Annotated in this window: 25 protein-coding genes; 16 read left to right on the forward strand and 9 right to left on the reverse strand. The window is 72.1% G+C overall.

What is annotated here, in order from left to right; translation table 11 throughout:
- Window positions 1-52 precede the first annotated feature (52 nt).
- A complete protein-coding gene (locus MQP27_RS47740) occupies window positions 53-793 on the forward strand; it encodes an SDR family NAD(P)-dependent oxidoreductase (RefSeq protein ID WP_242777759.1) in 741 nt (246 codons plus the stop codon).
- 119 nt (window positions 794-912) lie between these two features.
- Here the strand turns inward: MQP27_RS47740 and MQP27_RS47745 are convergent, their stop codons facing one another.
- Together MQP27_RS47745 and MQP27_RS47750 are read right to left on the reverse strand one after the other, a co-directional pair.
- Window positions 913-1,092 (reverse strand): hypothetical protein, encoded by a 180-nt coding sequence (locus MQP27_RS47745; RefSeq protein WP_242777761.1) that lies wholly within the window; start codon window positions 1,090-1,092, stop codon window positions 913-915.
- A gap of 133 nt (window positions 1,093-1,225) precedes the next feature.
- Window positions 1,226-1,504, reverse strand: coding sequence for a winged helix-turn-helix transcriptional regulator (locus MQP27_RS47750; RefSeq protein ID WP_242777763.1), 279 nt, complete (start codon window positions 1,502-1,504; stop codon window positions 1,226-1,228).
- 137 nt (window positions 1,505-1,641) lie between these two features.
- On the opposite strand from MQP27_RS47750, the gene MQP27_RS47755 reads away from it, so the two are divergent.
- Window positions 1,642-2,202, forward strand: coding sequence for a carboxymuconolactone decarboxylase family protein (locus MQP27_RS47755; protein ID WP_242777765.1), 561 nt, complete (start codon window positions 1,642-1,644; stop codon window positions 2,200-2,202).
- A gap of 1 nt (window position 2,203) precedes the next feature.
- Here MQP27_RS47755 and MQP27_RS47760 read toward each other — a convergent pair whose 3' ends face one another.
- The gene (locus MQP27_RS47760) at window positions 2,204-3,079 is read right to left on the reverse strand and encodes an undecaprenyl-diphosphate phosphatase (protein ID WP_242777767.1); all 876 of its coding nucleotides are present in this window, start codon (window positions 3,077-3,079) and stop codon (window positions 2,204-2,206) included.
- A 306-nt stretch (window positions 3,080-3,385) separates the two neighbouring features.
- Here MQP27_RS47760 and MQP27_RS47765 point away from each other — a divergent pair, with 306 nt between their 5' ends.
- From MQP27_RS47765 to MQP27_RS47775, 3 genes are read left to right on the forward strand one after another with little or no spacing between them, the layout of a single operon-like run.
- Entirely contained in the window at window positions 3,386-4,564 is a 1,179-nt protein-coding gene (locus MQP27_RS47765; RefSeq protein WP_242777769.1) for a Gfo/Idh/MocA family protein, read from the forward strand.
- Window positions 4,561-5,487: a DUF6807 domain-containing protein gene (locus tag MQP27_RS47770; RefSeq protein WP_242777771.1), complete on the forward strand. Its 927-nt coding sequence runs from the start codon at window positions 4,561-4,563 to the stop codon at window positions 5,485-5,487. Before MQP27_RS47765 ends, MQP27_RS47770 begins: the two co-directional genes overlap by 4 nt.
- Window positions 5,484-6,203 carry a cupin domain-containing protein gene (locus MQP27_RS47775; RefSeq protein ID WP_372511472.1) on the forward strand — a complete coding sequence of 240 codons (720 nt, stop codon included), beginning with the start codon at window positions 5,484-5,486 and terminating at the stop codon, window positions 6,201-6,203. Before MQP27_RS47770 ends, MQP27_RS47775 begins: the two co-directional genes overlap by 4 nt.
- A gap of 9 nt (window positions 6,204-6,212) precedes the next feature.
- On the opposite strand, the gene MQP27_RS47780 is transcribed toward MQP27_RS47775, so the two are convergent.
- A complete protein-coding gene (locus tag MQP27_RS47780; RefSeq protein WP_242777775.1) occupies window positions 6,213-6,683 on the reverse strand; it encodes a winged helix-turn-helix transcriptional regulator in 471 nt (156 codons plus the stop codon).
- A gap of 107 nt (window positions 6,684-6,790) precedes the next feature.
- Here MQP27_RS47780 and MQP27_RS47785 point away from each other — a divergent pair, with 107 nt between their 5' ends.
- Window positions 6,791-7,960 carry a thiolase family protein gene (locus MQP27_RS47785; RefSeq protein WP_242777777.1) on the forward strand — a complete coding sequence of 390 codons (1,170 nt, stop codon included), beginning with the start codon at window positions 6,791-6,793 and terminating at the stop codon, window positions 7,958-7,960.
- Window positions 7,961-7,963: 3 nt separating this feature from the next.
- Here MQP27_RS47785 and MQP27_RS47790 read toward each other — a convergent pair whose 3' ends face one another.
- Window positions 7,964-8,749, reverse strand: a complete 786-nt coding sequence (locus tag MQP27_RS47790) for a TVP38/TMEM64 family protein (RefSeq protein ID WP_242777779.1) — start codon at window positions 8,747-8,749, stop codon at window positions 7,964-7,966.
- A 49-nt stretch (window positions 8,750-8,798) separates the two neighbouring features.
- On the opposite strand from MQP27_RS47790, the gene MQP27_RS47795 reads away from it, so the two are divergent.
- From MQP27_RS47795 to MQP27_RS47810, 4 genes are all read left to right on the forward strand, one after another.
- Window positions 8,799-9,521 (forward strand): DNA alkylation repair protein, encoded by a 723-nt coding sequence (locus MQP27_RS47795; protein WP_242777781.1) that lies wholly within the window; start codon window positions 8,799-8,801, stop codon window positions 9,519-9,521.
- A 255-nt stretch (window positions 9,522-9,776) separates the two neighbouring features.
- Complete coding sequence (gene tuf, locus MQP27_RS47800; protein WP_242777783.1) at window positions 9,777-10,946, forward strand: elongation factor Tu; 1,170 nt, start codon at window positions 9,777-9,779, stop codon at window positions 10,944-10,946.
- 95 nt (window positions 10,947-11,041) lie between these two features.
- The gene (locus MQP27_RS47805) at window positions 11,042-11,887 is read left to right on the forward strand and encodes a spermidine synthase (protein ID WP_242777785.1); all 846 of its coding nucleotides are present in this window, start codon (window positions 11,042-11,044) and stop codon (window positions 11,885-11,887) included.
- A gap of 99 nt (window positions 11,888-11,986) precedes the next feature.
- Window positions 11,987-12,424, forward strand: a complete 438-nt coding sequence (locus MQP27_RS47810; RefSeq protein WP_242777905.1) for a DUF4442 domain-containing protein — start codon at window positions 11,987-11,989, stop codon at window positions 12,422-12,424.
- Between the two features lie 57 nt (window positions 12,425-12,481).
- Here MQP27_RS47810 and galU read toward each other — a convergent pair whose 3' ends face one another.
- Window positions 12,482-13,423 (reverse strand): UTP--glucose-1-phosphate uridylyltransferase GalU, encoded by a 942-nt coding sequence (galU, locus tag MQP27_RS47815; protein WP_242777787.1) that lies wholly within the window; start codon window positions 13,421-13,423, stop codon window positions 12,482-12,484.
- Between the two features lie 380 nt (window positions 13,424-13,803).
- On the opposite strand from galU, the gene MQP27_RS47820 reads away from it, so the two are divergent.
- The 4 genes from MQP27_RS47820 (at window position 13,804) to MQP27_RS47835 (ending at window position 20,614) form a co-directional block, all read left to right on the forward strand.
- The gene (locus MQP27_RS47820; protein ID WP_242777789.1) at window positions 13,804-15,597 is read left to right on the forward strand and encodes an RICIN domain-containing protein; all 1,794 of its coding nucleotides are present in this window, start codon (window positions 13,804-13,806) and stop codon (window positions 15,595-15,597) included.
- A 259-nt stretch (window positions 15,598-15,856) separates the two neighbouring features.
- Window positions 15,857-18,322, forward strand: coding sequence for a beta-glucosidase (locus tag MQP27_RS47825; RefSeq protein WP_242777792.1), 2,466 nt, complete (start codon window positions 15,857-15,859; stop codon window positions 18,320-18,322).
- Complete coding sequence (locus MQP27_RS47830; protein ID WP_242777795.1) at window positions 18,319-19,878, forward strand: carboxylesterase/lipase family protein; 1,560 nt, start codon at window positions 18,319-18,321, stop codon at window positions 19,876-19,878. Before MQP27_RS47825 ends, MQP27_RS47830 begins: the two co-directional genes overlap by 4 nt.
- 85 nt (window positions 19,879-19,963) lie before the next feature.
- Entirely contained in the window at window positions 19,964-20,614 is a 651-nt protein-coding gene (locus tag MQP27_RS47835; RefSeq protein WP_242777798.1) for a DedA family protein, read from the forward strand.
- A 3-nt stretch (window positions 20,615-20,617) separates the two neighbouring features.
- Here the strand turns inward: MQP27_RS47835 and MQP27_RS47840 are convergent, their stop codons facing one another.
- Complete coding sequence (locus MQP27_RS47840) at window positions 20,618-21,148, reverse strand: gamma carbonic anhydrase family protein (RefSeq protein ID WP_242777801.1); 531 nt, start codon at window positions 21,146-21,148, stop codon at window positions 20,618-20,620.
- Between the two features lie 158 nt (window positions 21,149-21,306).
- Between MQP27_RS47840 and MQP27_RS47845 the strand changes: the two genes are divergently transcribed.
- Window positions 21,307-22,152 carry a YhjD/YihY/BrkB family envelope integrity protein gene (locus tag MQP27_RS47845; protein WP_242777804.1) on the forward strand — a complete coding sequence of 282 codons (846 nt, stop codon included), beginning with the start codon at window positions 21,307-21,309 and terminating at the stop codon, window positions 22,150-22,152.
- Window positions 22,153-22,528: 376 nt separating this feature from the next.
- Here MQP27_RS47845 and MQP27_RS47850 read toward each other — a convergent pair whose 3' ends face one another.
- Window positions 22,529-23,932: a DUF2252 domain-containing protein gene (locus tag MQP27_RS47850; RefSeq protein ID WP_242777807.1), complete on the reverse strand. Its 1,404-nt coding sequence runs from the start codon at window positions 23,930-23,932 to the stop codon at window positions 22,529-22,531.
- A gap of 168 nt (window positions 23,933-24,100) precedes the next feature.
- Between MQP27_RS47850 and MQP27_RS47855 the strand changes: the two genes are divergently transcribed.
- Window positions 24,101-25,414 (forward strand): diacylglycerol/lipid kinase family protein, encoded by a 1,314-nt coding sequence (locus MQP27_RS47855; protein ID WP_242777810.1) that lies wholly within the window; start codon window positions 24,101-24,103, stop codon window positions 25,412-25,414.
- A 15-nt stretch (window positions 25,415-25,429) separates the two neighbouring features.
- Here the strand turns inward: MQP27_RS47855 and MQP27_RS47860 are convergent, their stop codons facing one another.
- Window positions 25,430-25,891, reverse strand: coding sequence for a DUF7144 family membrane protein (locus tag MQP27_RS47860; RefSeq protein WP_242777813.1), 462 nt, complete (start codon window positions 25,889-25,891; stop codon window positions 25,430-25,432).
- Window positions 25,892-25,934: the final 43 nt, after the last annotated feature.

A 25,934-nucleotide genomic window follows, 5' to 3' on the forward strand; every position in this document is an offset into this window, starting at 1 on the left:
GGGCTAGAGTGATCGATGATCGATCATTTGATCTGCTGCTCAGGAGGAACCCATGACACGTCCCGTCACCGTCGTCACCGGCGGCAGTAGGGGAATCGGTGCCGCGACCTGTCTCCGGCTCGCGGCGGACGGGCATGACGTGGTGGTCGGGTACGTCCGGGACCGGGACGCCGCCGAGCGTGTCGCGGACGGGGTGCGGGGGGTTGGGGGGCGCGCCGTCACCGTGCAAGTGGATACCGCCGTCGAAGGCGATGTCGAGCGGCTCTTCGACGTGGCTGAACTTGAACTCGGGCCCGTGACCGGTCTTGTGAACAACGCTGCCGTGACAGGGCCGTTGGGGCGGCTCGCCGATACCGGTACCGACACCCTGCGCCGCGTCGTCGACGTCAATCTCCTCGGCACGCTGCTGTGTTCGCGCCGAGCCGCGCAGCTCATGACCCCGCGGGGGAGCGGCGTCATCGTCAACGTCTCGTCGGGGGCCGCCACCCTCGGCAGTCCCGGCGAGTACGTGCACTACGCGGCCACCAAGGCGGCCGTCGACGCCCTGACTCTCGGCCTGGCCAAGGAACTCGGGCCCGACGGCATCCGCGTCAACGCCGTCGCGCCCGGCGCCGTCGACACCGAGATGCACGCCACCATGGGTGATCCGGACCGTGCTTGGCGGATGGCCGAGTCGATTCCGCTGCGGCGGCCGGCACGGGCCGAGGAGATCGCCGCGGCCATCGCATGGCTGATGTCACCGGACGCGTCGTACGCGACGGGTGCGGTACTGCGAGTGGCCGGCGGGCGTTGAACTACGGCTGTAGTGCGGGCGCGGGTGCGGGTGCGGGTGCGGAGCGTCCGGGTCTGCGGGGTGGCAGGTCGGGCGGGGGCGTATAGGCCGCCCGCGCCGCGTGACGGGCGGGCTGCCGCTTACGCCGCCTCGATCACGCCTCCACGGATCGCCGCCGCCCACTCGACCACCAACAGCTCGTACTCCGCACGCTCCTGAGCCGAGAGCGAGCCGCTCGCGCGCAGCCACAGCGCGCGGATCTGCTCGTTCACCTCGGCAGCAGACCGCACGGAACCAGGGGCCATGGAATCGGGGGACATGCCGACAAGCCTAGGGGCAAGCACTGACACTGCGCTACCGGACGGCTACTCATCCCCTATGTCTTTGGTCACGGATTTCTTGATCACGGCCGCTTACTGACTTTACGGTCAGTCAACCAAGCCCGGCAGGCGTTTACTTCTGCCTCTCCGCCCAAACCCGCGACCACTCCAGCAGCGGTCCCATCGCCGCTACCAAGTCCAGCCCGAGCGCCGTGAGTTGCCAGGTCGCGTCGGCCGTCGGCGCCGCGATGCCCGCCTCGCGCAGCTCCGCCAGCCGTGTCGACAGGACGCTGGAGGACATGCCGTCGCAACGGCGTTGCAGGTCCCGGAAGCCGATCGGGGCCGTGTGCTGGTGGAGTTCCCAGATCACGCGCAGCGTCCAGCGGCGGCCGAGCAGGTCGAGTGCCGCCATGACCGGACGGCCGGTCGTCGATCCCCGGACCGGCCGCCCGGGAGTTGGTGCCGGTCCCACAGCAGTTCCTCCAGCATCTCCGCGAATCCAGCCCACACTCTTGCGCTTCGATTTCAGAAGCGCAAGAGTCGGTACCCATGAAGCAGCGTATCGACGGCGTAGCGCCGCCCTACCCGCCCGAGACCGACCGCGCCCTGCACCGCTGGATGCCGCCCGGCGTCACCCGCGAACCCCTGATGCTCTTCAAGGTCCTCGAACGTCACCCCGAACTCGCCTCCCGTATGCGCGCACTCGGCGCCGGACTCCTCGTCCACGGCCGCCTCTCCGACGCCGACCGCGAGCTGGTGATCGCCCGCGTCGCGGCCCGCGCCGGCTGCGCCTATGAGTGGGGAGTCCACATGGCGACGTACGCGGAAACGGCCGGTCTCACCCCGTACCAGATCACGTTGACCGCGACCGGCACCCCCGACGACCCCGCCTGGTCGCCCCGTCAGACGGCGCTGCTGCGCGCGGTCGACGAACTGCACGCCTCCGCCCGGCTGGGCGACGACACCTGGGCCGCGCTCCGCGAGCAGCTCGACGAGCCCGAGGCCATCGAGTTCCTTGTGCTCGCCGGGTGGTACCGGACCATCGCCTATGTGGCCAACGGTGTGCAGATCGAGTCCGAGCCCTGGGCGCTTGCGCTGCCCGCGCGGTGAATCAGCCCGCCGACTCCGCCGCGTGCGGGCTCAGCGCCCCCGCCGTGACCAGCGCGATGATCACGATGCCGAGCGCGATCCGGTACCAGACGAACGGCATGAAGCTCTTCGTCGAGATGAACTTCATGAACCAGGCGATCACCGCGTAACCCGACGCGAAGGCGATCGCCGTCGCGAAAAGCGTCGGGCCCCACGACACGTGGTCGCTCTCCATCGCGTCCTTGAGTTCGAACAGGCCGGACGCCAGCACCGCGGGGACGGCGAGCAGGAAGGAGTAGCGGGCCGCGGCCTCGCGCTTGTAGCCCATGAACAGGCCGCCGCTGATGGTGGCGCCGGAGCGGGAGACGCCGGGCACGAGGGCGGCCGACTGGCACAGACCGAAGACCAGGCCGTCCTTCACGCCCAGGTGCTCCAGCGTCTTGCGCTGCTTGGGCGCGCGGTGCCGGCCACCCGTCTCGTCGCGGGCCGCCAGCCGGTCGGCGATGCCGATGACGACGCCGATCCCGATCAGCATGGTCGCGGTGATCCGCAGATCGCGGAACGGCCCCTCGATCTGGTCCTTGAACAGCAGCCCCAGCACGCCGATCGGGATCGAGCCGACGATGACCAGCCAGCCCATCTGCGCGTCGTGGTCGGCCCGCATCTCCTTGTTCACCAGGGAGCGCGACCAAGCCGAGAGGATCCGCCCGATGTCCTTGCGGAAGTAGATCAGCACCGCGGCCTCCGTGCCGATCTGGGTGATCGCCGTGAACGCCGCGCCCGGGTCCTTCCAGCCCGAGAAGGCCGCGGTCAGCCGCAGATGCGCGCTGGAGGAGACGGGAAGGAACTCGGTCAGCCCCTGGACGAGTCCGAGGACGAGGGATTCAAACCAAGACATGAAGTTACGGCGTCCAAGTGCTGATCGTGGCGGGCGGACAGGGCGTCGAGGCAGGCGGACAGGGCGTCGCGCCGCCGGGCGTCGTGATCACGGGTGTGGGGGCAGCCTAGCGTCCGGCACTGACAGCGCCCCCACAGGGGTTCCGGCACGGACAGCTCCCGCACAGGGGTTTCGCGGGCGGCCCGCGACCATGGGTTTCGGGTGGTTGACCTTGCGCGGGGGCGCGGCTTACCTTCCATGGAGGAGAAAGCGCTTGCTGTTCCTCCTCTTAGACCCGCCGTCCCCGGAGGAGTGCTGATCGCGTCCATGTCCACGCCCGAGACCCGCCCAGGGACGTCCCAGCCCCCCTCCGGCCCGCTCGCCGGCCGCCGTGTCCGGGCCGCGATCATCGGCACCGGGGCCATCGGCCGCGGCTCGCATCTGCCCGCGCTGAACAGGCTCGCCGAGGAGGGCGAGACGGAGGTCGTCGCCGCGGTCGACATCGATGCCATCGCGGTCGAGGAGTTCTGCGAGCAGACCGGGATCCCGCACGCGTACACCGACCTGGACCGCATGCTGGAGGAGCAGCGCCCCGACCTGGTCAGCATCTGCACCCCACCGACCCTGCACCGCGCGCAGACGATCGCCGCGCTGCGGGCCGGGGCCTGGGTGTGGTGCGAGAAGCCGCCGGTGCCGACGCTCGCCGACTACGACGCCGTGGAGGCCGAGGAGGGCACGGAGAGCGGCCCGTACGCGTCCATCGTCTTCCAGCACCGCTTCGGTTCCGGTTCGCGGCATGTACGGCGGCTGCTGGCCGAGCGGGCCATGGGCCGGCCGCTCGTCGCGCACTGCCAGACCACCTGGTACCGGGACACCGCCTACTACGCCGTGCCCTGGCGCGGACGCTGGGCGACGGAGGGCGGCGGGCCCGCGATGGGGCACGGGATCCATCAGATGGACCTCCTGCTGGACCTGCTCGGGCCGTGGAGCGAGGTGCGGGCGATGGCCGGGCGGCTGGTGCACGACGTGGAGACCGAGGACGTGTCGACGGCCCTGGTCCGCTTCGAGAACGGCGCGCTGGCGACCGTCGTCAACAGCGTGCTCAGCCCCGAGGAGGTCAGCCGCATCCGCATTGACTGCGAGCGCGCCACCGTCGAGCTCACCCACCTCTACGGCCACTCCAACGCGAACTGGCGGATCGTCCCGGCCCCGGAGGTGCCCGGCGACGAGGCCGCCGCCTGGCAGGACTTCGGCGCGGACGTGCCCAGCTCGCACCTGGAGCAGCTGCGCGAGCTGGTCGCGAGCATGCGCAAGGGCGAGCGGCCGCGCAGCAGCGGCGCGGACGGGCGCACGAGCCTGGAGCTGATCGCCGCGCTGTACAAGTCGGCGTTCACCGACAGCACGGTGAGGGCGGGCGAGATCGGGCCCGGCGACTCGTTCTACACGGCGATGCACGGGAACGTCCCCGGGTGGGCACCCGTGGCCGCCGAGGAGGTGTCCGCATGACCGGCCTGCGTCTCGTCCACGCCCACGGCGAGCGGATCACGCTCACCGAACCGGCCACCGGCGTCGAGGTGCTGAGCTACGTGTACGCGCCCGAGGCCGCCTGGGAGGCCCCGAAGCCGTATGTGCACCCGATGCGCACCCTGGCCGGCGACGTCGTCACCGACTACCGGCCCAACGACCACCGCTGGCACAAGGGCCTCCAGCTGACGGCCTCGCACCTGTCCGGCGCCAACCTGTGGGGCGGCAACTCGTACGTGCACGGCGAGGGCTACCTCGAACTCCCCGAGCGTGTCGGCTCGATGGCGCACGTCGCCTTCGACGAGGTCGCCGTGCACGAGGACCGGGCCGTCATCGCGGAGCGGCTCACCTGGCACCCGTACAGCGGTGAACTGTGGGCCGACGAGCGGCGGTTGATCGAGGTGCACGACGTCGACCGCGAGTCCGGTTCCTGGGCGCTGACCTGGACCAGCGCGGTCACCAACCGGCGCGACGAGCCGCTGCGGTTCGGCAGCCCGACCTCCGCCGGGCGCGAACTGGCCGGTTACACGGGTTTGTTCTGGCGGGGCCCGCGCGCCTTCCGCGACGGCCGCATCATCGGCCCGGAGTCCGAGGGCCCCGGCCTGATGGGCGAGCAGGCGCCCTGGCTCGCCTTCTCCGGCGAGCACGACGGCAGCGACGGCCACGCGACGCTCGTCTTCGCGCACGCCCCCGAGAACGACCACCTCGGGGCCGGGGGAGCCCACCCGGCCCACTGGTTCGTCCGCAACGAGCCGTTCGCCGGCGTGGCCCCGTCCTGGGCCTTCTACGACGAGCTGGAGCTGGCCCCCGGCGCCACGCTCACCCGCCGCTACCGCGTGGTGGTGGCCGACGGGGTCTGGGAGCGGGAGGAGATCGCCAAGTACCTGGAGGCGCACCCGTGGTGAACACCGGCGCATTCACCGGCCTGCCGGGCGGCGTCGCCGTCTCGCACCTGCGCGTCTACGACTGGCCCGCCGCCGACGGCGTCTGCGGCGGAACTCCCCATATGCACCTGACCTGTTCGGAGGGGTACGTCGTCACGGGCGGCCGGGGCGCGGTGCAGACGCTCACGACGTCCGGGTACGAGGTCACGCCCCTCGTGCCCGGCACGGTCGCCTGGTTCACGCCGGGCACGATCCACCGCCTCGTCAACGAGGACGACCTGCGCATCACGGTGCTGATGCAGAACAGCGGCCTGCCGGAGGCGGGCGACGCGGTCCTGACGCTGCCGCCGCGCTACCTCACCGATCCGGAGACGTACGCGGCCGCGACCAGGATCCCCGCGGACGCGCCGGAGGCCGAGCAGGAGCGGGTCGCCCGGGCCCGCCGGGACCTCGCCCTGGAGGGCTACCGGGCACTGCGCGAGGCGGACGGCCCCGAGCCGCTGGCCGCCTTCCACCGCGCCGCGGCAGCACTGGTACGTCCCCGGCTCGCCGAGTGGCGCGAGCGCTGGCGCCGGGGCGCCGAGGCGGCCGCAGCTGCCACGGGGGAGCAGCTGCGCCGCCTCGAACAGGGCGACACGTCCCACCTGGCGGACGCCACCGTACGGGCCGAACTGCCTTCGGCGCACGGCAAGTTCGGGATGTGCGGGCGGTTGGACGTGTACCCGGGGCCCGCCTGACGGCAGGCGTCAGGCCGCCGTCGGCCCCGTCACCGTCCAGCCCTCCGCCTGGGGGTGGGCCGTCAGGTCCTCGTGGTGGACCGGTTTCCCGCAGGACCGGCAGGTGACGAGCGGGACGAGTTCGTGGCCGCAGATGTGTTCGACCATCATGGGCAGGTTCACACCGCCCCGGATGTGGCGGTCGCCCCACTCCTTGAGGGTCATCAGGACGGGTTCCAGCTCCAGTCCGGCCTGCGTGGGCCGGTATTCGAAGCGCTGCGGCCGTTCGCTGTAGGCGCGCTTCGTCAGGATGCCCGCGTCTACGAGGCGGCGCAGGCGGCTGGACAGGACGTCGCGCGGGGCGCCGATGTTGCGCACCAGTTGGTCGAAGCGGCCGTTGCCGAGGCACACCTCCCGCAGGACGAGCAGGGAGTACTTCTCGCCGACGACTGCCAGTGCGTCGGCGATGGAGCAGGGGCGCGGATCTCCGTTGGCGGCCATGACGCCCAGTCTAGAGGAGGGTTGGATTTTCAAACTCACGGAGCTATGGTGAGTTTGGATTCCCTACTCACTGGTAGTTCCCGTCGCTTCCACCGGAGGCCCGCACCATGCGTGACGCAGTCGTCGTCGAAGCCGTACGTACCCCGATAGGCAAGGGCAAGCCGGGCGGCGCCCTCGCCCACGTCCACCCCGTCGAACTGCTCGCCCACACCCTGCGCACCCTCGTCGAGCGCTCCGGAGTCGACCCGGCGCTGATCGACGACGTCATCGGCGGCACCGTCGACCAGGTCGGCGAGCAGGCCATGAACACCACCCGCTACGCCGTGCTGTCGGCCGGCTTCCCGGACACGGTCCCGGCGACCACCGTGGACCGCCAGTGCGGCTCCTCCCAGCAGGCCGTGCACTTCGCGGCGCAGGGCGTCATCTCGGGCGCGTACGACATCGTCGTCGCCTGCGGGGTGGAGTCCATGAGCCGGGTGCCGATGTGGTCCAACGTCCCGGCCGGCAAGGACCCCTTCGGCCCGGGCGTCGCCGAGCGCTTCCCGGAGGGCCTCGTCCCGCAGGGCATCAGCGCCGAGCTGATCGCCGCCAAGTGGTCGATAAGCCGCGAGCAGATGGACGCCTTCGCGGTCTCCTCGCACCGCAAGGCGGCGGCCGCCTGGGAGCAGGGCCTCTTCGACGCCGAGGTGGCCCCCCTGGAGGGCGTCACGCGCGACGAGTGCGTACGGCCGGGCAGCACTCCCGAGATCCTGGCCGGCCTCAAGTCCGCCTACTACGACCCGGGTTTCGCCGAGCGCTACCCGCAGATCGAGTGGAACGTCACCGCGGGCAACGCCAGCCCGATCAACGACGGCGCCTCCGCGGTCCTCATCATGTCCGGCGAGACCGCGGCCCGGCTCGGCCTGCGCCCGCTGGCCCGCCTGCACAGCTTCGCCGTCACCGGCTCGGACCCGGTCCTCATGCTCACCGGCGTCATCCCGGCCACGGAGAAGGTGCTGCGCCGGGCGAACCTGACCCTCGACGACATCGACCTGTTCGAGGTCAACGAGGCCTTCTCCAGCGTCGTCCTGGCCTGGCAGCAGGAGACCGGCGCGGACCTCGACAAGGTGAACGTCAACGGCGGCGCGATCGCCATCGGGCATCCGCTCGGCGCGAGCGGCACCCGCCTGACGACCACCCTCGTGCACGCCATGCACGCGCGTGGAGCGCGTTACGCCCTGCAGACCATGTGCGAGGCGGGCGGCCTCGCCAACGCGATGATCCTCGAAGCGGCGTAACGACTACCGGCCCCGGAAGTGATGGCGCTTGCGCCAGGCCACCACCGCGCCCGCCACCGTCGGCAGCGCGATGGCGGCGAGCGCGATCAGGAAGACGGGGGAGGTCGGGGACGAGGCCCGGGCACCGGCGACCACATAGGCCGCCGTGTTCGGGACCGACCCCAGCGCGGTCGCCACCAGGAAGGACGTCCAGTCCATCCGGGAGACGGCCGCGCAGTAGTTCACACCCCAGAACGGCAGCCCGGGAAAGAGCCGCGCCGCGAGCATCGAGCGCATCCCGTGCCGGCTCAACTGCCCGTCCGCGGCCTTCAGCAGCCGCCCCCGCAGCAGCGGCCGCAGCGCGTCCTGCCCCAGCACCCGGCCGAGCCCGAACGCGAGCCCGGCCCCCAGCACCGTCCCGGCCAGGGACACCCCCAGACCCAGCGCGGAGCCGAACAGCGCGCCCGCGGCCAGGTTGAGCAGCGGACGCGGCACGAACGCGACCGTGACCACGCCGTACGCCACCGCGAACACGACGGCCGCCGTGGCGCCGCCCAACTGCGGTGGCCAGCCGTCGGCGAGCAGCTTCTGCGGCTGGAACAGCAGCACGCTCGCCCCTGCGCCCGCGAGCAGCGCGACGAGCAGCGAGAACCTGGCCCAGGGCGACAGCAGGAGTCTGCCGAGGCGCACGAGCGGAGGAGTCGGCGCGACGGCGGCGGCGACTACGGGCACGGTGACGGCGAGCTCCGTGGCGGCGGCCCGGGGAGAGGCCGTGGCGGTGCCCCCAGAGCGGGTGGTGGCATCGAGCATTCGGCGACACTAACCGACGGATATGTGTGATCGCCGTATGGTTCGTCTCATGAGCGTCACAGCTGCGGACATTCCGCGTGTGCCGTCCAGCACACTCGCCGACTCCGTGCTGGAGCGGCTCACCGCCGTCTACGGCGCCGCGGCCGACCCCGAGCAGGCCGCGCCCATGCGCGCGTACATGAAGGACGTGGCGCCCTTCCTGGGCCTGACCACCCCCGTGCGCCGCGCCCTGTCCCGCACCGTCCTGGAGGGCCTGCCGCGCCCCGCCGAGGCCGACTGCACCGCGATCGCCCTGCGCTGCTGGCGGCTGCCCGAGCGCGAGTACCACTACTTCGCCGTCGACTATCTGCGCCGCCACGCGCGCGTGTGCTCCTCCGCCTTCCTGCCGGTGGCCCGGCACCTCGTCGCCACCGTCTCCTGGTGGGACACCGTCGACCTGCTCGCCGCCCATGTCGTCGGCGCCCTGGTCGCGGCCGACCCGAAGCTCACCGCCGACATGGACGCCTGGATCGTCGACGACGACCTGTGGATCGCCCGCACCGCACTGCTGCACCAGCTGCGCTACAAGGAACGCACCGACACCGAACGCCTCTTCGCCTACTGCCTGCGCCAGTCCGGCCACCCCGACTTCTTCATCCGCAAGGCCATCGGCTGGTGCCTGCGCGAGTACGCCAAGACCGACCCGGAGGCCGTGCGGGGCTTCCTGGCGCGCGAGCGGGGGAGGTTCGCGCCGCTGTCGGTGCGGGAGGCGCTGAAGAACATCGGGGCGTGAAGTCCCGTACGGGGAAAAATCGTTCGACGTCGGGCCGGGTGTGGGCAATGATCGGCGTCATGTTCCGGCACGCCTTCGTCCTCGCAGCATCCGCAGTCGCGGATGCGCCGAAGGCTGCCGTTCCCGTTTTCCTGACGGCCGTCGACGGCGCCCGAAGCTGACCCTCTCCGGATCGTCCGGCGGACCCCGCAGGGGGAGGGTCGGCAAGTCCTTGGGGTCCCCGCTTTCCTGACGAAGAGACTTCGAGGTACAGCCATGCCCAAGACGGCATACGTGCGGACCAAACCGCATCTGAACATCGGCACGATGGGTCACGTCGACCACGGCAAGACCACCCTGACCGCCGCCATCACCAAGGTCCTGGCCGCCCGCGGCAGCGGCACGTTCGTGCCGTTCGACCGGATCGACCGCGCCCCGGAGGAGGCCGCCCGCGGCATCACCATCAACATCGCACACGTCGAGTACGAGACCGACACCCGGCACTACGCCCACGTGGACATGCCGGGCCACGCCGACTACGTCAAGAACATGGTCACCGGAGCCGCGCAGCTCGACGGGGCGATCCTCGTCGTCTCCGCGCTCGACGGGATCATGCCGCAGACCGCCGAACACGTCCTGCTCGCCCGCCAGGTGGGTGTGGACCACATCGTGGTGGCGCTGAACAAGGCCGACTCGGCCGACGAGGAGCTGGTCGAGCTCGTCGAGCTGGAGGTCCGCGAGCTGCTCACCGCGCAGGGTTACGGCGGCGACGCCGTGCCCGTCGTACGGGTCTCGGGGCTGAGGGCCCTGGAGGGCGACCCGCGCTGGACGGCGTCCATCGAGGCGCTGCTCGACGCGGTGGACACGTATGTGCCCATGCCGGAGCGGTACTTGGACGCGCCGTTCCTGCTGCCGGTCGAGAACGTGCTCACCATCACCGGTCGGGGGACCGTGGTGACGGGCGCGGTCGAGCGGGGCACGGTCCGGGTGGGCGACCGGGTCGAAGTGCTCGGCGCCGGTGTCGACACCGTCGTCACCGGTCTCGAGACCTTCGGGAAGCCGATGGACGAGGCGCAGGCCGGGGACAACGTGGCGCTGCTGCTGCGGGGCGTCCCGCGGGACGCGGTGCGGCGGGGGCATGTGGTCGCCGCGCCGGGGAGCGTGGTGCCCGGGCGGCGGTTCTCGGCTCAGGTGTACGTGCTGTCCGCCCGGGAGGGGGGTCGTACGACGCCGGTCGCGAGCGGGTACCGGCCGCAGTTCTACATCCGGACCGCGGATGTGGTGGGGGACGTCGACCTCGGTGAGGTCGCCGTGGCTCGGCCGGGGGACACGGTGAGCATGACCGTTGAGCTGGGGCGGGACGTGCCTCTGGAGGCCGGGCTGGGGTTCGCCATTCGTGAGGGTGGACGGACCGTGGGGGCCGGGACCGTGACCTCTGTGGAGTGAGGTGAATGTGCGTGGGGGACTGCGGGGCCGTTGTGGCTGGTCGCGCAGTTCCCCGCGCCCCTTCGGGGGCGCTGACGCCGCCCCACAATGGAGGAGTGACCGAACCCATCCCCGTGAGCAGGACGACCGACTTCGGCTTCGCCAAGCTCATGCCCGACGTCGACCGGAAGCGGGCCTGGCTGCTCACCGTCGACGGGGCTCCGCAGTCGTACGTGGATCTCGATGAGCCGGACCATCTGGAGTTCGAGTACGCGCGGCGGCTGGGGCATGTGCTGGACATCCTCGGTGAACCGGGGCAGCCGTTGGACGTGCTGCATCTCGGCGGCGGTGCGCTCACCCTGCCCCGGTATCTCGCGGTGACCCGGCCGGGGTCGCGGCAGGACGTCGTCGAGGCCGATCGCGGGCTGCTGGAGCTTGTCGTCGAGGAGTTGCCGCTGCCGGAGGGCGCCGGTGTCTCGCTGCATCCCGCCGACGCCCGCGCCTGGCTGGAAGCCGCCCCCGCCGACTCGGCGGACGTGATCGTCGCCGACGTCTTCGGCGGCTCACGCGTTCCGGCGCACCTGACCTGCCTCGGGTACGCCCGTGAGGCCGGCCGGGTCCTGCGTGGCGACGGCGTCTACCTCGCCAACCTCGCCGACTCCGCCCCCTTCGGCTTCCTCCGCTCCCAACTCGCCACCTTCGCCGAGGAGTTCGAGGAGCTGGTCCTCATCGCCGAACCCGCCGTCCTGCGCGGCCGGCGCTTCGGCAACGCCGTGCTCGTCGCCTCGCACCAGCCCGTCGACATCGGCGCCCTGGCCCGCCGCACCGCGGCCGACGCCTTCCCGGCCCGCGTCGAACACGGTGCGGGGCTGCGGGAGTTCATCGGTTCGGCCCGGCCGGTGCGGGACGAGGACGCCGTACCGTCGCCCGAGCCCCCGGACGGGGCCTTCGGCATCGGCTGAGCCGTGTAGTGCGTCGCTCGTCACAAGGATCCGGCCACACGAGGATCTGGCCACCTGAGGATACTCGTGAGTAACATGCGGTTCATGAGCGCAGACCAGATGTCGATCGGCGAGATGCTCGCCGCGACCGTGCCGATGGCCCGGACGCTGAACCTGGAGTTCCTGGAGACCACGGCGGAGAAGGCCGTGGTGGCACTGCCGGACCAGGGCGAGTACCACAACCACGTGGGCGGGCCGCACGCCGGCGCGATCTTCACGCTCGGGGAGACGGCCAGCGGCACGATCGTGCTGGGCGCGTTCGGGGACCAGCTGGCACGGGCCGTGCCGCTCGCCGTCCGTGCCGAGATCGCGTACCGGAAGCTGGCCATGGGGACCGTCACGGCGACGGCGACCCTCGGCCGTCCGGCCGTCGACGTCGTCGCGGAGCTGGACGCCGGCGGGCGCCCCGAGTTCCCGGTGTCGATCGAGGTCCGGCGCGGGGACGGAGCCGTCACCGCGGAGATGACCGTCGTCTGGACGCTCCGGCCGAACGGCTGACCAGGATCCGGACAGGAGGCCCGGGGGTGCGTCGTCCCCCGGGCCTCCGGCGTCCCGTCAGGCGGCCAGCCGCCCGCGGTCCGCGCCGCCGCTCTCCAGTCCCGACACGAACTCCTTGAGCCAGGCCACGAATTCGGGGCCCAGGTCGTCGCGGTCGCAGGCCAGGCGGACCACCGTGCGCAGGTAGTCTGCCTTGTCGCCGGTGTCGTAGCGCAGTCCGTCGAAGACGACCCCGTGGACCGTGCCGCCCGCGGCCAGTTCCTGGAGGGCGTCGGTCAGCTGGATCTCGCCGCCCCGGCCGGGCCGCGTGCGCTCCAGGGTGTCGAAGACGGCCGGGTCGAGGACGTAACGGCCGATGACGGCGTAGTGGCTGGGCGCGTCCTGGGGTGACGGCTTCTCGACCAGGCCGGTGACCCGGACCACGTCGTCCTCGCCGGTCGCCTCCACCGCCGCGCAGCCGTAGAGGTGGATCTGCTCCGGCGGTACCTTCATGAGCGCGATCACGCTGCCCTGGTGCCGGTCGCGGACGTCGAGCATCCGGCTGAGCAGCGTCTCGCGCGGGTCGATCAGGTCGTCGCCGAGCAGGACCGCGAAGGGCTGGTCGCCGACGTGCCGGCGGGCGCACAGCACCGCGTGGCCGAGGCCGAGTGGCTCGCCCTGGCGGATGTGGTGGATGTTGGCCAGCCGGGCCGGATCGCGCACCGCGTCCAGCCGCACGGCGTCGCCCTTGGCCGCGAGGGCCTGCTCCAGCTCGAAGGCGTTGTCGAAGTGGTCCTCGATGGAGCGCTTGTGCCGGCCGGTGACCATGAGGACGTCGTCCAGACCGGCCGCGGCGGCCTCCTCGACGACGTACTGGATGGCCGGCTTGTCGACGACCGGCAGCATCTCCTTGGGTGTGGCCTTGGTCGCCGGCAGGAAGCGCGTGCCGAGTCCGGCCGCGGGGACGACGGCCTTGCGGACCGTGCGGGTGGGGGTGCTCGAAGAGTGGGGGGCGCTCATGCGGGCCATGCTGGCCCACGGGAATGAGAGCTTCCCGGGAGAAAGTTCGGAGAACGCTGTGGGTCGGCGGCGGGGGTGTGACGGGGGATCAGAAGTTGGAGATTTCGTGTGCCAACCGTCTTTCGGTGTACACAAGTTGACGCGCAGGTGCCGGGCGTTTCGAATGCGGGTGCGGATACCCGCGGTAACTTATCTGAACTTTCCCGTTTTTGAACTTGGGTCACTCGAACTCCTTGTTTGCTGTGAGTCAATTGTGCGAAAGTGAGCGGCCCTGTGACGCTCCTGGACCCGACGCGCATAGGTATGCACCAATCAGGCACCTGCTTTCCGATGGACGTGCGTATTCCGCTTACCGTCCCGCGGTGGAAGGAATTGGTTCAGTGCAATCCCCATACCCCCCACGTCCGCCCTATCCGCCGCGTCCCGGATCGGGGCCGGCCGAGTCCGACCGCAACCTCGTCGCACAACTGGACCAGGGGGCCGCGGGTGCCCGGGCCGGCGCATTGCTGCTGGCCCGGCACTGGCGCGCGACATATGACTACGCGGCGATCTGTCTGGCCGCCCCGGAACACTCGGCGTCCATGGCGGCGGCCGCCGCATTCCACCGAGTGCTCGGGAAGCCGGCCGGCGGAGCCCTTCGGCCACAGCTTCTGACCGCCGTACGGGACACCGTCAAGGAGTGGGCCGCCGACGACCGCATTTCTCTGGTCCTGCCGGAACTCCGCAAACCGACCGGCGGTCGCGGACTGCGGGCGGCACGCTCCGTGACGCCCGAAAGGCGATTGCTCGCCGAGCGTGCATTCCGGGCCCTTCCTGGGGCCTCGCAATGCCTGTTGTGGCACACCGAGGTCGAGGCCGAACCCATAACCGTACCGGCCGGTCTGTTGGGGGTGGACGTGCCCACCGCGACGGCCGCCCTCGACCAGGCGCGCGAGCAATTCCGGACCGGCTGCGTGCGCGCCCACGGGGAACTCGCGCCGGGCAAGGAATGCCGCTTCTACAACCGCCTCCTCGACGTCCCGATACGCCGGGGCGGCGCCCTGCTCCCGGATGTCCAGCAGCATCTGGCCGAGTGCCGCTACTGCCGGCACGCCGCCGAGCAGTTGAGCCATTTCGAGGGCGGCCTCGACGTGCTCCTCGCCGAGACCGTCCTCGGCTGGGGCGCCCGGCGCTATCTCGACTCCCGCCCCGGCCGCGGCGGCGAGCGGGCCCCGGCGCCGGGGCGCGGACTCCTGCGGCCCGCCGGCGGCGGACGTCACCGCCCGGCCGCCCCCCGGAGAAGCACCAAGGCCGTCGTCGTCGGCGTCGGTCTCACCTCCCTCGCTCTGCTCGCCACCGTCCTGGTCGCCAAGGGCTGGACCGACGACAACGGTGTCCCGGACCCGCAGGCCACCTGGGGAGCGCAGAGCGGCAGCTCCATCGACCCGGGGCGCTCCGCGACCGGGACCTCGGCCGGATCCCCCTCGGCCGCCTCCGCGGAGCAGCCGATCGAGGTCGGGCGCGGCAGGCTGCGCAACCCGAGCGCCGGGCTCTGCCTCGACGTCGACGGCGGCCGGGCCCGGACCGGCGCCGCCCTCGTCCTGGCGGCGTGCTCGACCGCCGGGTCCCAGCAGTGGTCGTACCAGGACGACGGCCTCCTGCGCAGCGGGGCGGACCCCGCACTCTGCCTGGACGCCGACACCGCGGACGGTTCGGTGACCCTGGCCGGTTGTGTCGTACACGCGGGGGAGGTGCGCTTCGACCTCACCGTGCGCGGCGAGCTGCTGCTGCGCGGGGGCAAGGGATCGCTGGTCGCGCCCGGCAAGGGGGACGCCGTCGTCGTCGCCCGCCGGGACGGGGCGGCCCGGCAGCGCTGGGTGCTCGAAGCCGGCGCCGACACCGAGGGGGTCACGCCGCAGCAGGGCGGAGTGGAGGGCGTGCAGCCGCCGCCCGTGCGCCCGGACCCGCCCGGCGCGACCCCGCGCCCGCCCGTCGGCCCGCCTCCGTCGGCGGCACCGCAGGGCACGGAGCAGGGGCAGGGGCAGGGGCAGTACGGGAAGAAGTACGCGCAGGTCAGCAGCGAGACCCGGCCGGCCGACCCGCCGGTACCGCTCGACGACCTCGGTACGCTCCCGGCCGACGTACTCGACACGGTCTCGTCCCTCGCGGCGCCGCTCGGGTCCGCCCTCGGCTGACACGCGGCACAACGGCCGGGGTCACCCCACCCAGGGGTGGCCCCGGATTCGTTTCTTGTGGGCATTCGGGCTGTTTCTTGTTCGGATCATTGACACGAGTCACCTCCGGTCATAGTTTTCCCGCCGCGCCGCTGGTGTCCGACGGGGTGTCAATTCGGTTCCGACGCGGAGTGCGTTCAGATGCCGAACACAGGCCGGGACGCCATGGCGCGCCTGCGGTTCACATCGTCGTGCCCGCACACCGAAGGAGTGACGGCCCATGACCGACACTGTCTCGAGGAGATCCGCACTGCGACTGCTGGGCGGCGCGATCGCCGTCGCCGCGGCGGCCACCGGCGGTCTCACCTCTCCGGCCCACGCACAGACCAGACCCGAGGCGGGGGCCGGCCCCCGCGTCGAAGGCCTCATCGGCAAGCTCACCCTCGACGAGAAGATCTCCCTCCTGCACGGCGCCACCGACCCCGCCTCGCTCGGCCAGGCGGGCTACGTCCCCGGGGTGCAGCGCCTCGGCATCCCCCCGCTCCGCCTCGCCGACGGCCCGGCCGGTGTCCGCGTCACCCGGCACGCCACCGCCCTGCCCGCCCCCGTCCTGCTGGCCTCCGCCTTCGACCCGGACCTGGCCCGGCGCTACGGACAGGTCATCGGCCGCGAGGGCCGCGCCCTGGGCCAGGACGTGCTGCTCTCCCCGATGGTCAACCTCATCCGCACCCCGTACGCGGGCCGCAACTTCGAGACCTTCAGCGAGGACCCCCTCCTCGCGTCGGAGATGGTCGCCGCCGAGATCCGCGGCATCCAGGGCGAGCACCTCATCGCCACCGTCAAGCACTACGCGATGAACAACCAGGAGAAGGACCGCATGTCGATCGACGTGCGGGTCGACGAGCAGACCATGCACGAGCTGGAGCTCCGCGGCTTCGAGGCGGCCGTGGAAGCCGGCACCGGCGCCGTCATGGGCGCCTACAACAAGGTCAACGGCACCTTCGCCTGCGAGAACAAGACCCTGCTCAGTGACATCCTGCGCGACCGGTGGGGCTTCGAGGGCTGGGTGATGACCGACTGGTTCGCCGCCCACAGCACCGTCGCCGCCATCACCGCGGGCCTCGACATGGAGATGCCCGACGGCACCTATTTCGGTACGGCGCTCAAGACGGCCGTGCAAAGCGGCAGCGTCCCCGAGCGCTATGTCGACCGTGCCGTACGCCGGATCCTCGCCGTCATGGACCGCTTCGGCCTGCTCGACGGCAGCGTGCCGCCCCGCCCCGACCGTGACGCGCCGGCCGGCGCGGCCGTCGCCCTGGAGGTCGCCAAGGCGGGCGCCACCCTCCTGCGCAACGAGCACCGCACCCTCCCGCTGGCCCCCGGCGGCAGCGTCGCGGTGATCGGCCCGACCGGCAGCCTGCCCTTCGTCAGCGGCGGCGGCAGCGCACACGTCGTCCCCGACCACGCCGACAGCCCGCTGGACGCCATCAAGTCCCGCGCGGGACAGGTGACTTACGCCCTCGGCGAGGACCTGTTCGGCAAGGCGATCCCCGCCTCCGTGCTCAGCCCCGCCTTTGACAGCGAGGGACAGCAGGTCGGCGTCGGCAAGATCTGGACGTACGACGGGACGCTCACGGTCCCCGAGGACGACGAGTGGACCTTCGTCCTGCACTTCTCCTCCGCGCCCACGGCCCGCCCCAAGGTCCTCCTCGACGGCACCGAGCTGTTCCCGCAGGCCGCCGGATACGGCGAGTACTTCTCGGGCGGGCTCGTCTCGGCCGCCCCCGACGGGCTCTCCGTGCGCCGCAAGACCCTGACCCTCACCAAGGGCGCCCACTCCCTGAAGATCACCGCGCAGGGCGGGGCCTCCGGACTGCTCTTCCGGCTGCGGCGGATCACCGGCGCGACCCGCGCCCAGGACGTGGCCGAGGCCGTGGGTGTCGCCCGCGCCGCCCGCGACGTGGTGCTGTTCGCCTACGAGGACGCCACCGAGGGCCTGGACCGCACCACCATCGCCCTCCCCGGCCGGCAGGCCCGGCTGATCGAGGCGGTCACCGCGGCCAACCCGCGCACCACGGTCGTCCTCAACACCTCGTCCTCCACCTCGATGCCGTGGCTCGGGCACACCGGCGCCGTGCTCCAGATGTACTACCCGGGCCAGGAGGGCGCGGCCGCCACCGCCGCCGTGCTGTACGGCGAGTGCGACCCCGGCGGCCGCCTCACCCAGTCCTTCCCGGTCGACGACGACCACCATCCCGTCGCCGGCGACCCCCTCCGCTACCCGGGCGTGGACGGCACCGAGGAGTACTCGGAGGGCATCCACGCCGGCTACCGCTGGTACGACGCCGAAGGCGTGCGGCCCCTGTTCCCGTTCGGGCACGGACTGTCGTACACCTCCTTCTCCTACGACGACCTGCGCGCGCACCGGACCCGGCGCGGCCTTGTGGTGTCGTTCTCCGTGCGCAACACCGGGCGGCGGGACGGGATCGCGGTGCCGCAGGTGTACGTCGGGCGCTCGCCCGATCTCCGACTCGACCAGGCGGTACGGGTGTTGGGCGGATTCCGGCGGATCGCCCTGCGGGCGGGGGAGCGCCGGCGCGTCGAAGTGGAAGTCTCCGCACGCACATTGTCCTCATGGGACCCGAAGCGTCACGATTGGGTGCTCGGGACCGGTCGGCGCACCGTGTGGGCCGGCGCGTCCTCGCGCGATCTGCGGCTGCGGACGACCGTGGAGGTGGGCAAGTGATACGACGTGTCGCCATCGCCCTGACAGCCCTCGCGGCGGCGCTCGTCGCCCCCGTGCCCGTGGCGCAGGCCGCGGCGCAGGGCCGTGATCCGGTCGTGCGCACCGACGCCGGCTCCGTGCGCGGTGAAACCACCGCCGAGGGGCGGCAGTTCCTCGGCATCCCGTACGCCGAACCACCGGTCGGGAAGCTCCGCTGGCGGCAACCGCGGCCGGTCCGGCCCTGGCACGGGGTGCGCTCCGCGCGGGACTTCGGCAACAAGTGTGTACAGACGTCGAGTTGGGACCCGGGCTACGAGCAGCCCTCGTACACCGAGGACTGTCTCGATCTCAACGTGTACGTGCCCGAGGGGTCCGAACGGCGTGCGGTGCTCGTCTGGTTCCACGGGGGCGGACTGACGGCCGGGGCCGGACAGGACGTCGTGCCCGACGCCTTCGCCCGGCAGACCGGAACGGTCGTCGTGACCGTCAACTACCGCCTGGGCGCGATGGGTTTCCTGGCCGCGGCCGGGCTCGACGGCGAGGCGCGCGACGGGGTCTCCGGGAACTTCGGCATGCTCGACCAACAGGCCGCGCTGCGCTGGGTGCGCGCCAACATCGGCCGCTTCGGCGGCGATCCGGGCCGCGTCACCATCGCCGGCGAGTCGGCGGGCGGCCGTTCGGTCTGCACCCAGCTGGCCTCGCCGACGGCGAAGGGGCTGTTCCGTTCGGCGATCATCGAGAGCGGCGCCTACGACGACTGCGGCGCGCGTACGCACGAGGACGCGGTGGCTCAGGGCGCCGCCTTCGCCCAGCGGCTGGGCTGCGCGGACGTGGCCTGTCTGCGCGGGAAGTCCGCCCGCGAAATCCTCGAAGCACAGGGGGACTTCGACTGGGGACCGGTGACCGGCGGCGCCTTCCTGCCGGTGCAACCCGAGCAGGCGATCGCCCGGGGGACCGCGTCCCGGGTGCCGGTGATCAACGGCTCGAACAAGGACGAGGGGCGGCTGTTCGCCTTCTCCTCCTTCGATCTGAACGGCACACCGCTCACAGCCGAGCAGTACCCCGAGGTCATGCGGAACGACTTCGGCGAGCAGGCCCTGCGGCGCTACCCGCTCTCGGCCTACCCCACGCCGACCATCGCCTACGCGACCGCACTCGGCGACACGCTGTTCAGCTGCTCGGCGCTGCGACTCGACGGGCTGCTCGCCGCGCGCGGTCCCGTCTACTCGTACGAGTTCGCGGACCGCACCTCCCCGCCCTTCGCCTCCCTGCGCAACCTGCACACCGACTTCGACTTCGGTGCGACGCACGTGAACGAGATCCAGTACCTCTTCAAGCACTTCGGTCTGGAGTCACCTTTCGACGCCGAGCAGCAGGCGCTGTCGCGGCAGATGGTGCAGTACTGGGGATCCTTCGTGCGCGACGGTGTGCCGCGGGCCGCGGGGCAGCCCACGATGCCGGGCACCGTCGGCACGGTGCTCTCCCTGAAGACCGCGGCCAAGGGCGGGAACACCCTCAGTACCACCCTGCACCAGGAGCACCGGTGCGACCTGTGGGACGCCGCCACGGCGGGGTGACCCGGTAGGCTTCCCGGCGTGCGCCCCCGTGCGGCGCACGCCGGGAACACCGGAACCAGAGCTCGCACAACGGGAGGAACCGGCGTTGCACGTCCAGGAGTGGCTCGACACGGTGCCCGCGGCAGCCGTCTACGCCGTGGTGGCACTGGTCATCGGTCTGGAGAGCCTGGGCATCCCGCTGCCGGGCGAGATCATCCTGGTCTCCGCCGCCCTGATGTCCTCCCAGCACTCCGGGATCAACCCGGTCGTGCTCGGCGCGTGCGCCACCCTGGGCGCCGTCGTCGGCGACTCCATCGGCTACGCGATCGGCCGCAAGGGCGGACGTCCGCTGCTGGCCTGGCTGGGCAGGAAGTTCCCGCGGCACTTCAGCGAGGGACACGTCGCCACCGCCGAGCGGTCCTTCGAGAAGTGGGGCATGTGGGCGGTCTTCTTCGGCCGCTTCGTCGCCCTGCTGCGCATCTTCGCCGGCCCCCTGGCGGGCGTCCTCCACATGCCGTACTGGAAGTTCCTGATCGCCAACGTCCTGGGCGGCATCTGCTGGGCGGGCGGCACGACGGCCGTCATCTACTACGTCGGCGTCGTCGCCGAGGACTGGCTGAAGCGGTTCTCGTACCTGGGGCTGGTGGTGGCCCTGCTGATCGGACTCACCTCGATGCTCGTCCTGCGGCGCAGGGCGAAGAAGGCCACGGCCCGCAAGGAAGCGGCCGAGACGGAACCCGTCCCGGCCGTCGACTGAGGGCTACCGCTCGTACAGCTCGTCGTGCGACTTCGCGAGCTCCGCGTAGAACGTGCCGTTCAGCGTCACGCCCTGGCGCTCCTCCTCGGTCAGCTCCCGCCGCACCTTCGCCGGTACGCCGGCCACCAGTGAACCCGGCGGGACCCGCATGCCCTGCGGCACCAGGGCCTGCGCCGCGATCAGCGAGCCCTCGCCGATCACCGCGCCGTTGAGGACCGTCGCGCCCATGCCGATCAGGCAGTCGTCGCCGACCGTCGCTCCGTGCACCACCGCGTTGTGGCCCACCGACACCCGCTCCCCGATGCTGACCGGGAACCCGGGGTCGGCGTGCAGCGTGCAGTTGTCCTGGATGTTCGCCCGGGCGCCCACGGAGATGCGCTCGACGTCACCGCGCAGTACCGCGCCGTACCAGACGCTCGCCCCCGCCGCGAGCGTCACATCGCCGATCACCGAGGCCGTGGGGGCCACGAAGGCCTCCGCGTCGATCTTCGGTTCCCTGCCGCCGATGCCCGTGATCAGCGCCTTGTGCGTCATCGACCTCTCCTCGTCGTCGGTTCAGGACGCACGGTAGGCGATGACCGGCCGCCGCGGCTCGCCGGGGCCGTGCGTCACCCACTGCGGGCGAAGCACGCCGGGGCCGGCCGGGGCGAGGGTGGCGGATCGACAGGCTTCCGCGGTCCGAGGAGGCGGTCATGGCGTTGCCGGGTCTCGTCAGATCCCCGGCCATCGGCAAGTCGCTGGCCGTTGGCAGGTCCCTGGCGGTCGGCATCGGGCGTCAGCTGGTGAGCGTGGGGTTCCTCGACATGGCGACCCGGCTGGCGGCCCAGGCCTTCCTGACCGCGCTGCCCCTGCTCTTCGCCATCGCCTCCTTCTCCCCGGCCGGGATCCGCGACGAACTGCGGCGGACGATACGACTCCTCCTCGGCGCCTCGGGCCCGGCCCTCGCCCAGGTCGACGGGGTGTACGCGGGCGGCGACCAGGCGCGGGAGACCTGGGGCGCGGTCGGTGTGCTGGTCGCGCTGGTGTCCGCCACCGCGTTCAGCCGGGCGCTGCAGCGGCTGTGCGAGCGGGCCTGGCATCTGCCGCGGTCCGGGCTGCGCAGCGTGGTGTGGCGGTGGGGCGCCTGGCTGGTGGTGTGGGTCGCGGCCCTGCTGTTCCAGGGTTCGGTTCGGGACGGGTTCGGCGCCGGGCCCCTGCTCGGAGTGCCCCTTCAGCTGATCGGGGCGTGTCTGCTGTGGTGGTGGACGCAGCATCTGCTGCTGGTCGGGCGGGTGGGCTGGCTGCCGCTGCTGCCCGGCGCGCTCCTCACCGGCGTCGGCGTGGTCGCGTTCTCGGCCGTCTCGGGGCTGTGGCTGCCGCGCTCGCTGCGGCTGAGCGTCGAGCGGTACGGGCCGCTCGGCTCCGTCTTCACCCTGCTGTCCTGGCTGATCCTCTTCTTCGCGACCGTCGTCGTCGGCATCGCAGTGGGGTACGTCGTCGCCCACGTCGACGCCGTCGCGCGGCGGCTCGGGGTGGCTGCGGCACCGCCGTCTGGATGAGGTGACGGTTGGGGCGGCGGTCTGGCTGGGGCGGTGGTGGCGCGGCGGTCTGGTTGGGGTGGCGGTTGGTCGGGCGGTCTGGTTGGGGTGGCGGTTGGTCGGGCGGTCTGGTTGGGGTGGCGGTTGGTCGGGCGGTCTGGTTGGGGTGGCGGTTGGTCGGGCGGTCTGGCTGGGGCGGTGGTGGCGCGGCGGTCTGGTTGGGGTGGCGGTTGGTCGGGCGGTCTGGCTGGGGCGGTGGTGGCGCGGCGGTCTGGTTGAGGCGGTGGTTGGTTCGGCGGTCTGATTGAGGCGGGCGTGACCCGGCGGCCTGGCTGCGGCGGCGCGGCGGTGGTCCGGCCGTCTCGTTGAGCCCGTTGAGCCGCCGGAGGCCCGGTGGTCAGGCTGAGACCGCGGTGACCCGGCCGTCCCGTACCGCCTCCGTCAGCGCCCGGTGGTCCGCTTCGTTGCGGTCGGCGTACAGCTCGGCGAAGGCCGCGATCGCCTGGTCGAAGGCGTCGGTGTCGCCCAGGTAGGCGGCGATCGCTATCCGGTCGCCGGAGCGGGCGTGCGCCCGGGCCAGCGTCGCCCCGCACAGCCGGCCGAACAGCCGCATCACCTCCGGCGACATGGTGTCGGCCTGCGGAATCGCCTTCCAGTCACGCAACTGGCGGACGTAGAAGTCGCGCTGCCGGCCGTCCAGGCCCTCGACCCGCTCCCAGCCGAGGAACATGTCGCTGGTCGCCTGCATGAGCCGCTGCCCGGCGACGACCCGCTCACCCTGGTTGGCGTGGCTGCTCGGGGCCGTGAACTCGGCGAGCACGGACTCGCCGGCCTCCTTCGCCTGCAGCAGCAGCGGATCCTGGTCGTCGCGGCCCAGCAGCAGGACGATCCAGCACCGGGTGCCCACGCTGCCCACACCGACCACCTTGCGCGCCATGTCCACCACCCGGTACTGACCCAGCAGCGCCCGCCGGTCGGACGGCAGGGTGTGGCCGTAGCGGTCGATCAACTCCCGCAGCTGCCCCTCCAACTGCTCCCGCTCCACCCCGGGCATCAGATCGCCCAGCGGAACCACCAGCGGCGGGTCGGGGGCGATGCGCCGCTCACCCTTGACCACATGGGTCAGCTTCTCGAACGCGTGCAGATGGTCCCGGGAGCGCGCCTTGGTGAGCGCCCGGCTCACCCGGCGCTGCTCACGATGGCCCAACTGCTCGGAGAGGGTGGTGAACAGGTCGTCCGCCTCGATCCGCGAGTACCACACCTCCAGGTTGCGCTGCCCGGCGAAGCCGTCCATCGACTCCCGGTAGGAGCGCACCGTGTCCCGGACCACGTGCGCCCGCTCCCGGTCACCGAACCCGTTGGCGCGGCCCGCGATCACCAGCGAGGCCGCCAGGCGCTTGACGTCCCACTCCCACGGCCCCGGCAGCGTCTCGTCGAAGTCGTTCACGTCGAACATCAGATGCCGCTCGGGGGAGGCGAGCAGCCGGAAGTTCAGCATGTGGGCGTCCCCGCACAGCTGGGCAGTGATCCCGCTCGCGGGCGTCCCGGCGAGGTCGGCGGCCATGACCCCGGCCGCGCCCCGGTAGAACCGGAACGGCGACTCGGTCATCCGGCCGTAGCGGATCGGCACCAGGTCCTGGAGCCGGTTCGCGGACTGCCGCTCGACCTGTTCGACCGGATCGGTGCGGCCGGCGGCGGGCGCGAACTCCGCGTGCAGGTCGAGCGGGACGCGCGTGCGCGCCTCCCGGCCGCGGTCCGCCCGTTCCTGCGGGGTGAAATGCATGTGCCTGGTTCCGGTCATGGCGGACCCCCTTCGTCACGTTACGACTGTTCAGCCGAACCGCGTCCACGCCGTCACCCGGGCCGTGTGATGCACGCGCCGGGTGCGCCCGGCTGCGCGGTGTGACCGGCCCACGGATCGCCTGCCGGGGGTGATGTGCCCGCGCGGGGCGGCACCGAAGGTGACGCCATGGAATCCACGACATCGCGACAGCGGTGGCTGGCCCGTGCCTCGCTGGCGTCCGCCACCGCGTCCGTGCTGGTCCTGGCCGTCTTCGCGGGCCTGCGGACCATCGCCCTGGTGGGAGTGGGCCTGGCCGGCACCGCGATCACCGCGGCGGCCGTGTGGTGGGCGCTGACCCGGCGGCGCCTGGCGCGGGCGCTCGCCGTGCTGCTGGCCGTCGCCGCGCCCGTGTGGGTCCTGGTGACGTACACCGGAGCCCACCTCGCCTGGGTCGTGATCGTGGCCGCCGCCCTGTGGCTGCTCGCCGTCGCCGCGGGTCGGCGCGCCCTGGCACCCGCCGACCGGGCCCTCGCCATGCCGGAGCGTCCGGCGCCGCCGGTCCGCCACCCCGTCCTGATCATGAATCCGCGGTCGGGCGGCGGAAAGGTGGAACGGTTCCGGCTCCGGGAGAAGGCCGCGGAGCTGGGCGCCCAGGTACTGCTGCTGGAGGGCCCGGGCCCGATCGACGTGGCCGAACTCGCGCGCAAGGCCGCCGCGGAGGGCGCCGACCTGCTCGGGGTCGCCGGCGGAGACGGCACCCAGGCGCTGGTCGCCGAGGTCGCCGCCGGGCTCGACCTGCCCTTCCTGGTCGTCCCGGCCGGCACCCGCAACCACTTCGCCCTCGACCTGGGCCTGGACCGCGAGGACCCGTCGCTGGCCCTGGACGCCCTGCGCGACGGCGTCGAACTCCGTGTCGACCTCGGCCTCGCCGGCGGCCGCACCTTCGTCAACAACGTCTCCTTCGGCGCCTACGCCGAGGTGGTGCAGAGCCCGGCGTACCGCGACGGCAAGACCCGCACCACCCTAGACCTCCTGCCGGACCTGCTGGTGGGCCACAAGGGCGCCCGCCTCACCGCCCGCGCGGGTGACACGACGTTCACCGGGCCGCAGGCGCTGCTGGTCAGCAACAACCCCTACGGCACCGGCGACATCGCGGGCCTCGGCCGCCGGGCCCGGCTGGACGGCGGCGAACTGGGCGCCGTCGGCGTCGACGTGACCAGCGCCGCGCAGGCCGCCGGCCTGCTCAGGGGCGGACGCGCCACCGGGCTGACCACGGCGACGGTGACGACGGTCGTGGTCGACGCGGACCGGCCGTCGATCCCGGCGGGCGTCGACGGCGAGGCCCTGACGCTGCCCGTCCCCGTGCGCTGCGAGATACGGCCGCGGGCCCTGCGGGTGCTGGTGCCGCGCCACCGCCCGGGACTGCGCCCGACGCGGCCCCCGCTCGACTGGCGCAGGCTCTCCCGGCTGGGCCTGCTGTCGACCGGCCGCGGCGGGTAGCCCGGAGCGAGCCCCCTACATCGGCGCGCCGTACGCCTTGTGGGCCTGGGCGCGGCCGTAGGTGGCCAACGACCAGATCACCAGCACGTCGAGCCCGATGATGATGACCGCCCAGATCGGGTAGTACGGCGTGAAGAAGAAGTTCTCCAGCGCGCTGAGCGCGGCCACGACGATGCCGACGACCCGGGCCCACGTCTTGCCGCTGAACAGGCTGAAGGCCGCGGCCAGGATGACGATCCCGGAGGCCAGCTGGAGCCATCCCCACGCGTTCACGTCGTAGTCGTACGGGTAGTCCCGGATCCGCTTGTAGAAGTCGTCGTCGATGATCGCGGCCATTCCGACGACCGCGTGGTACAGGCCGACCAGGAACAACATGCACACGGCGAACACCACCCCGCCGAGCATCATCGGCGTGATCCGCGGCTCCGGCGCGGGGCGGCCGTACCGGTCCTGCCCTGCGGATGTCTGCTCCGTCATGTCGGGTACCTCCTCCTCGGGAGACAAGGAGCATCCTGCGGGC

The organism is Streptomyces cylindrosporus (assembly GCF_022698165.1).
GTDB lineage: Bacteria > Actinomycetota > Actinomycetes > Streptomycetales > Streptomycetaceae > Streptomyces > Streptomyces cylindrosporus.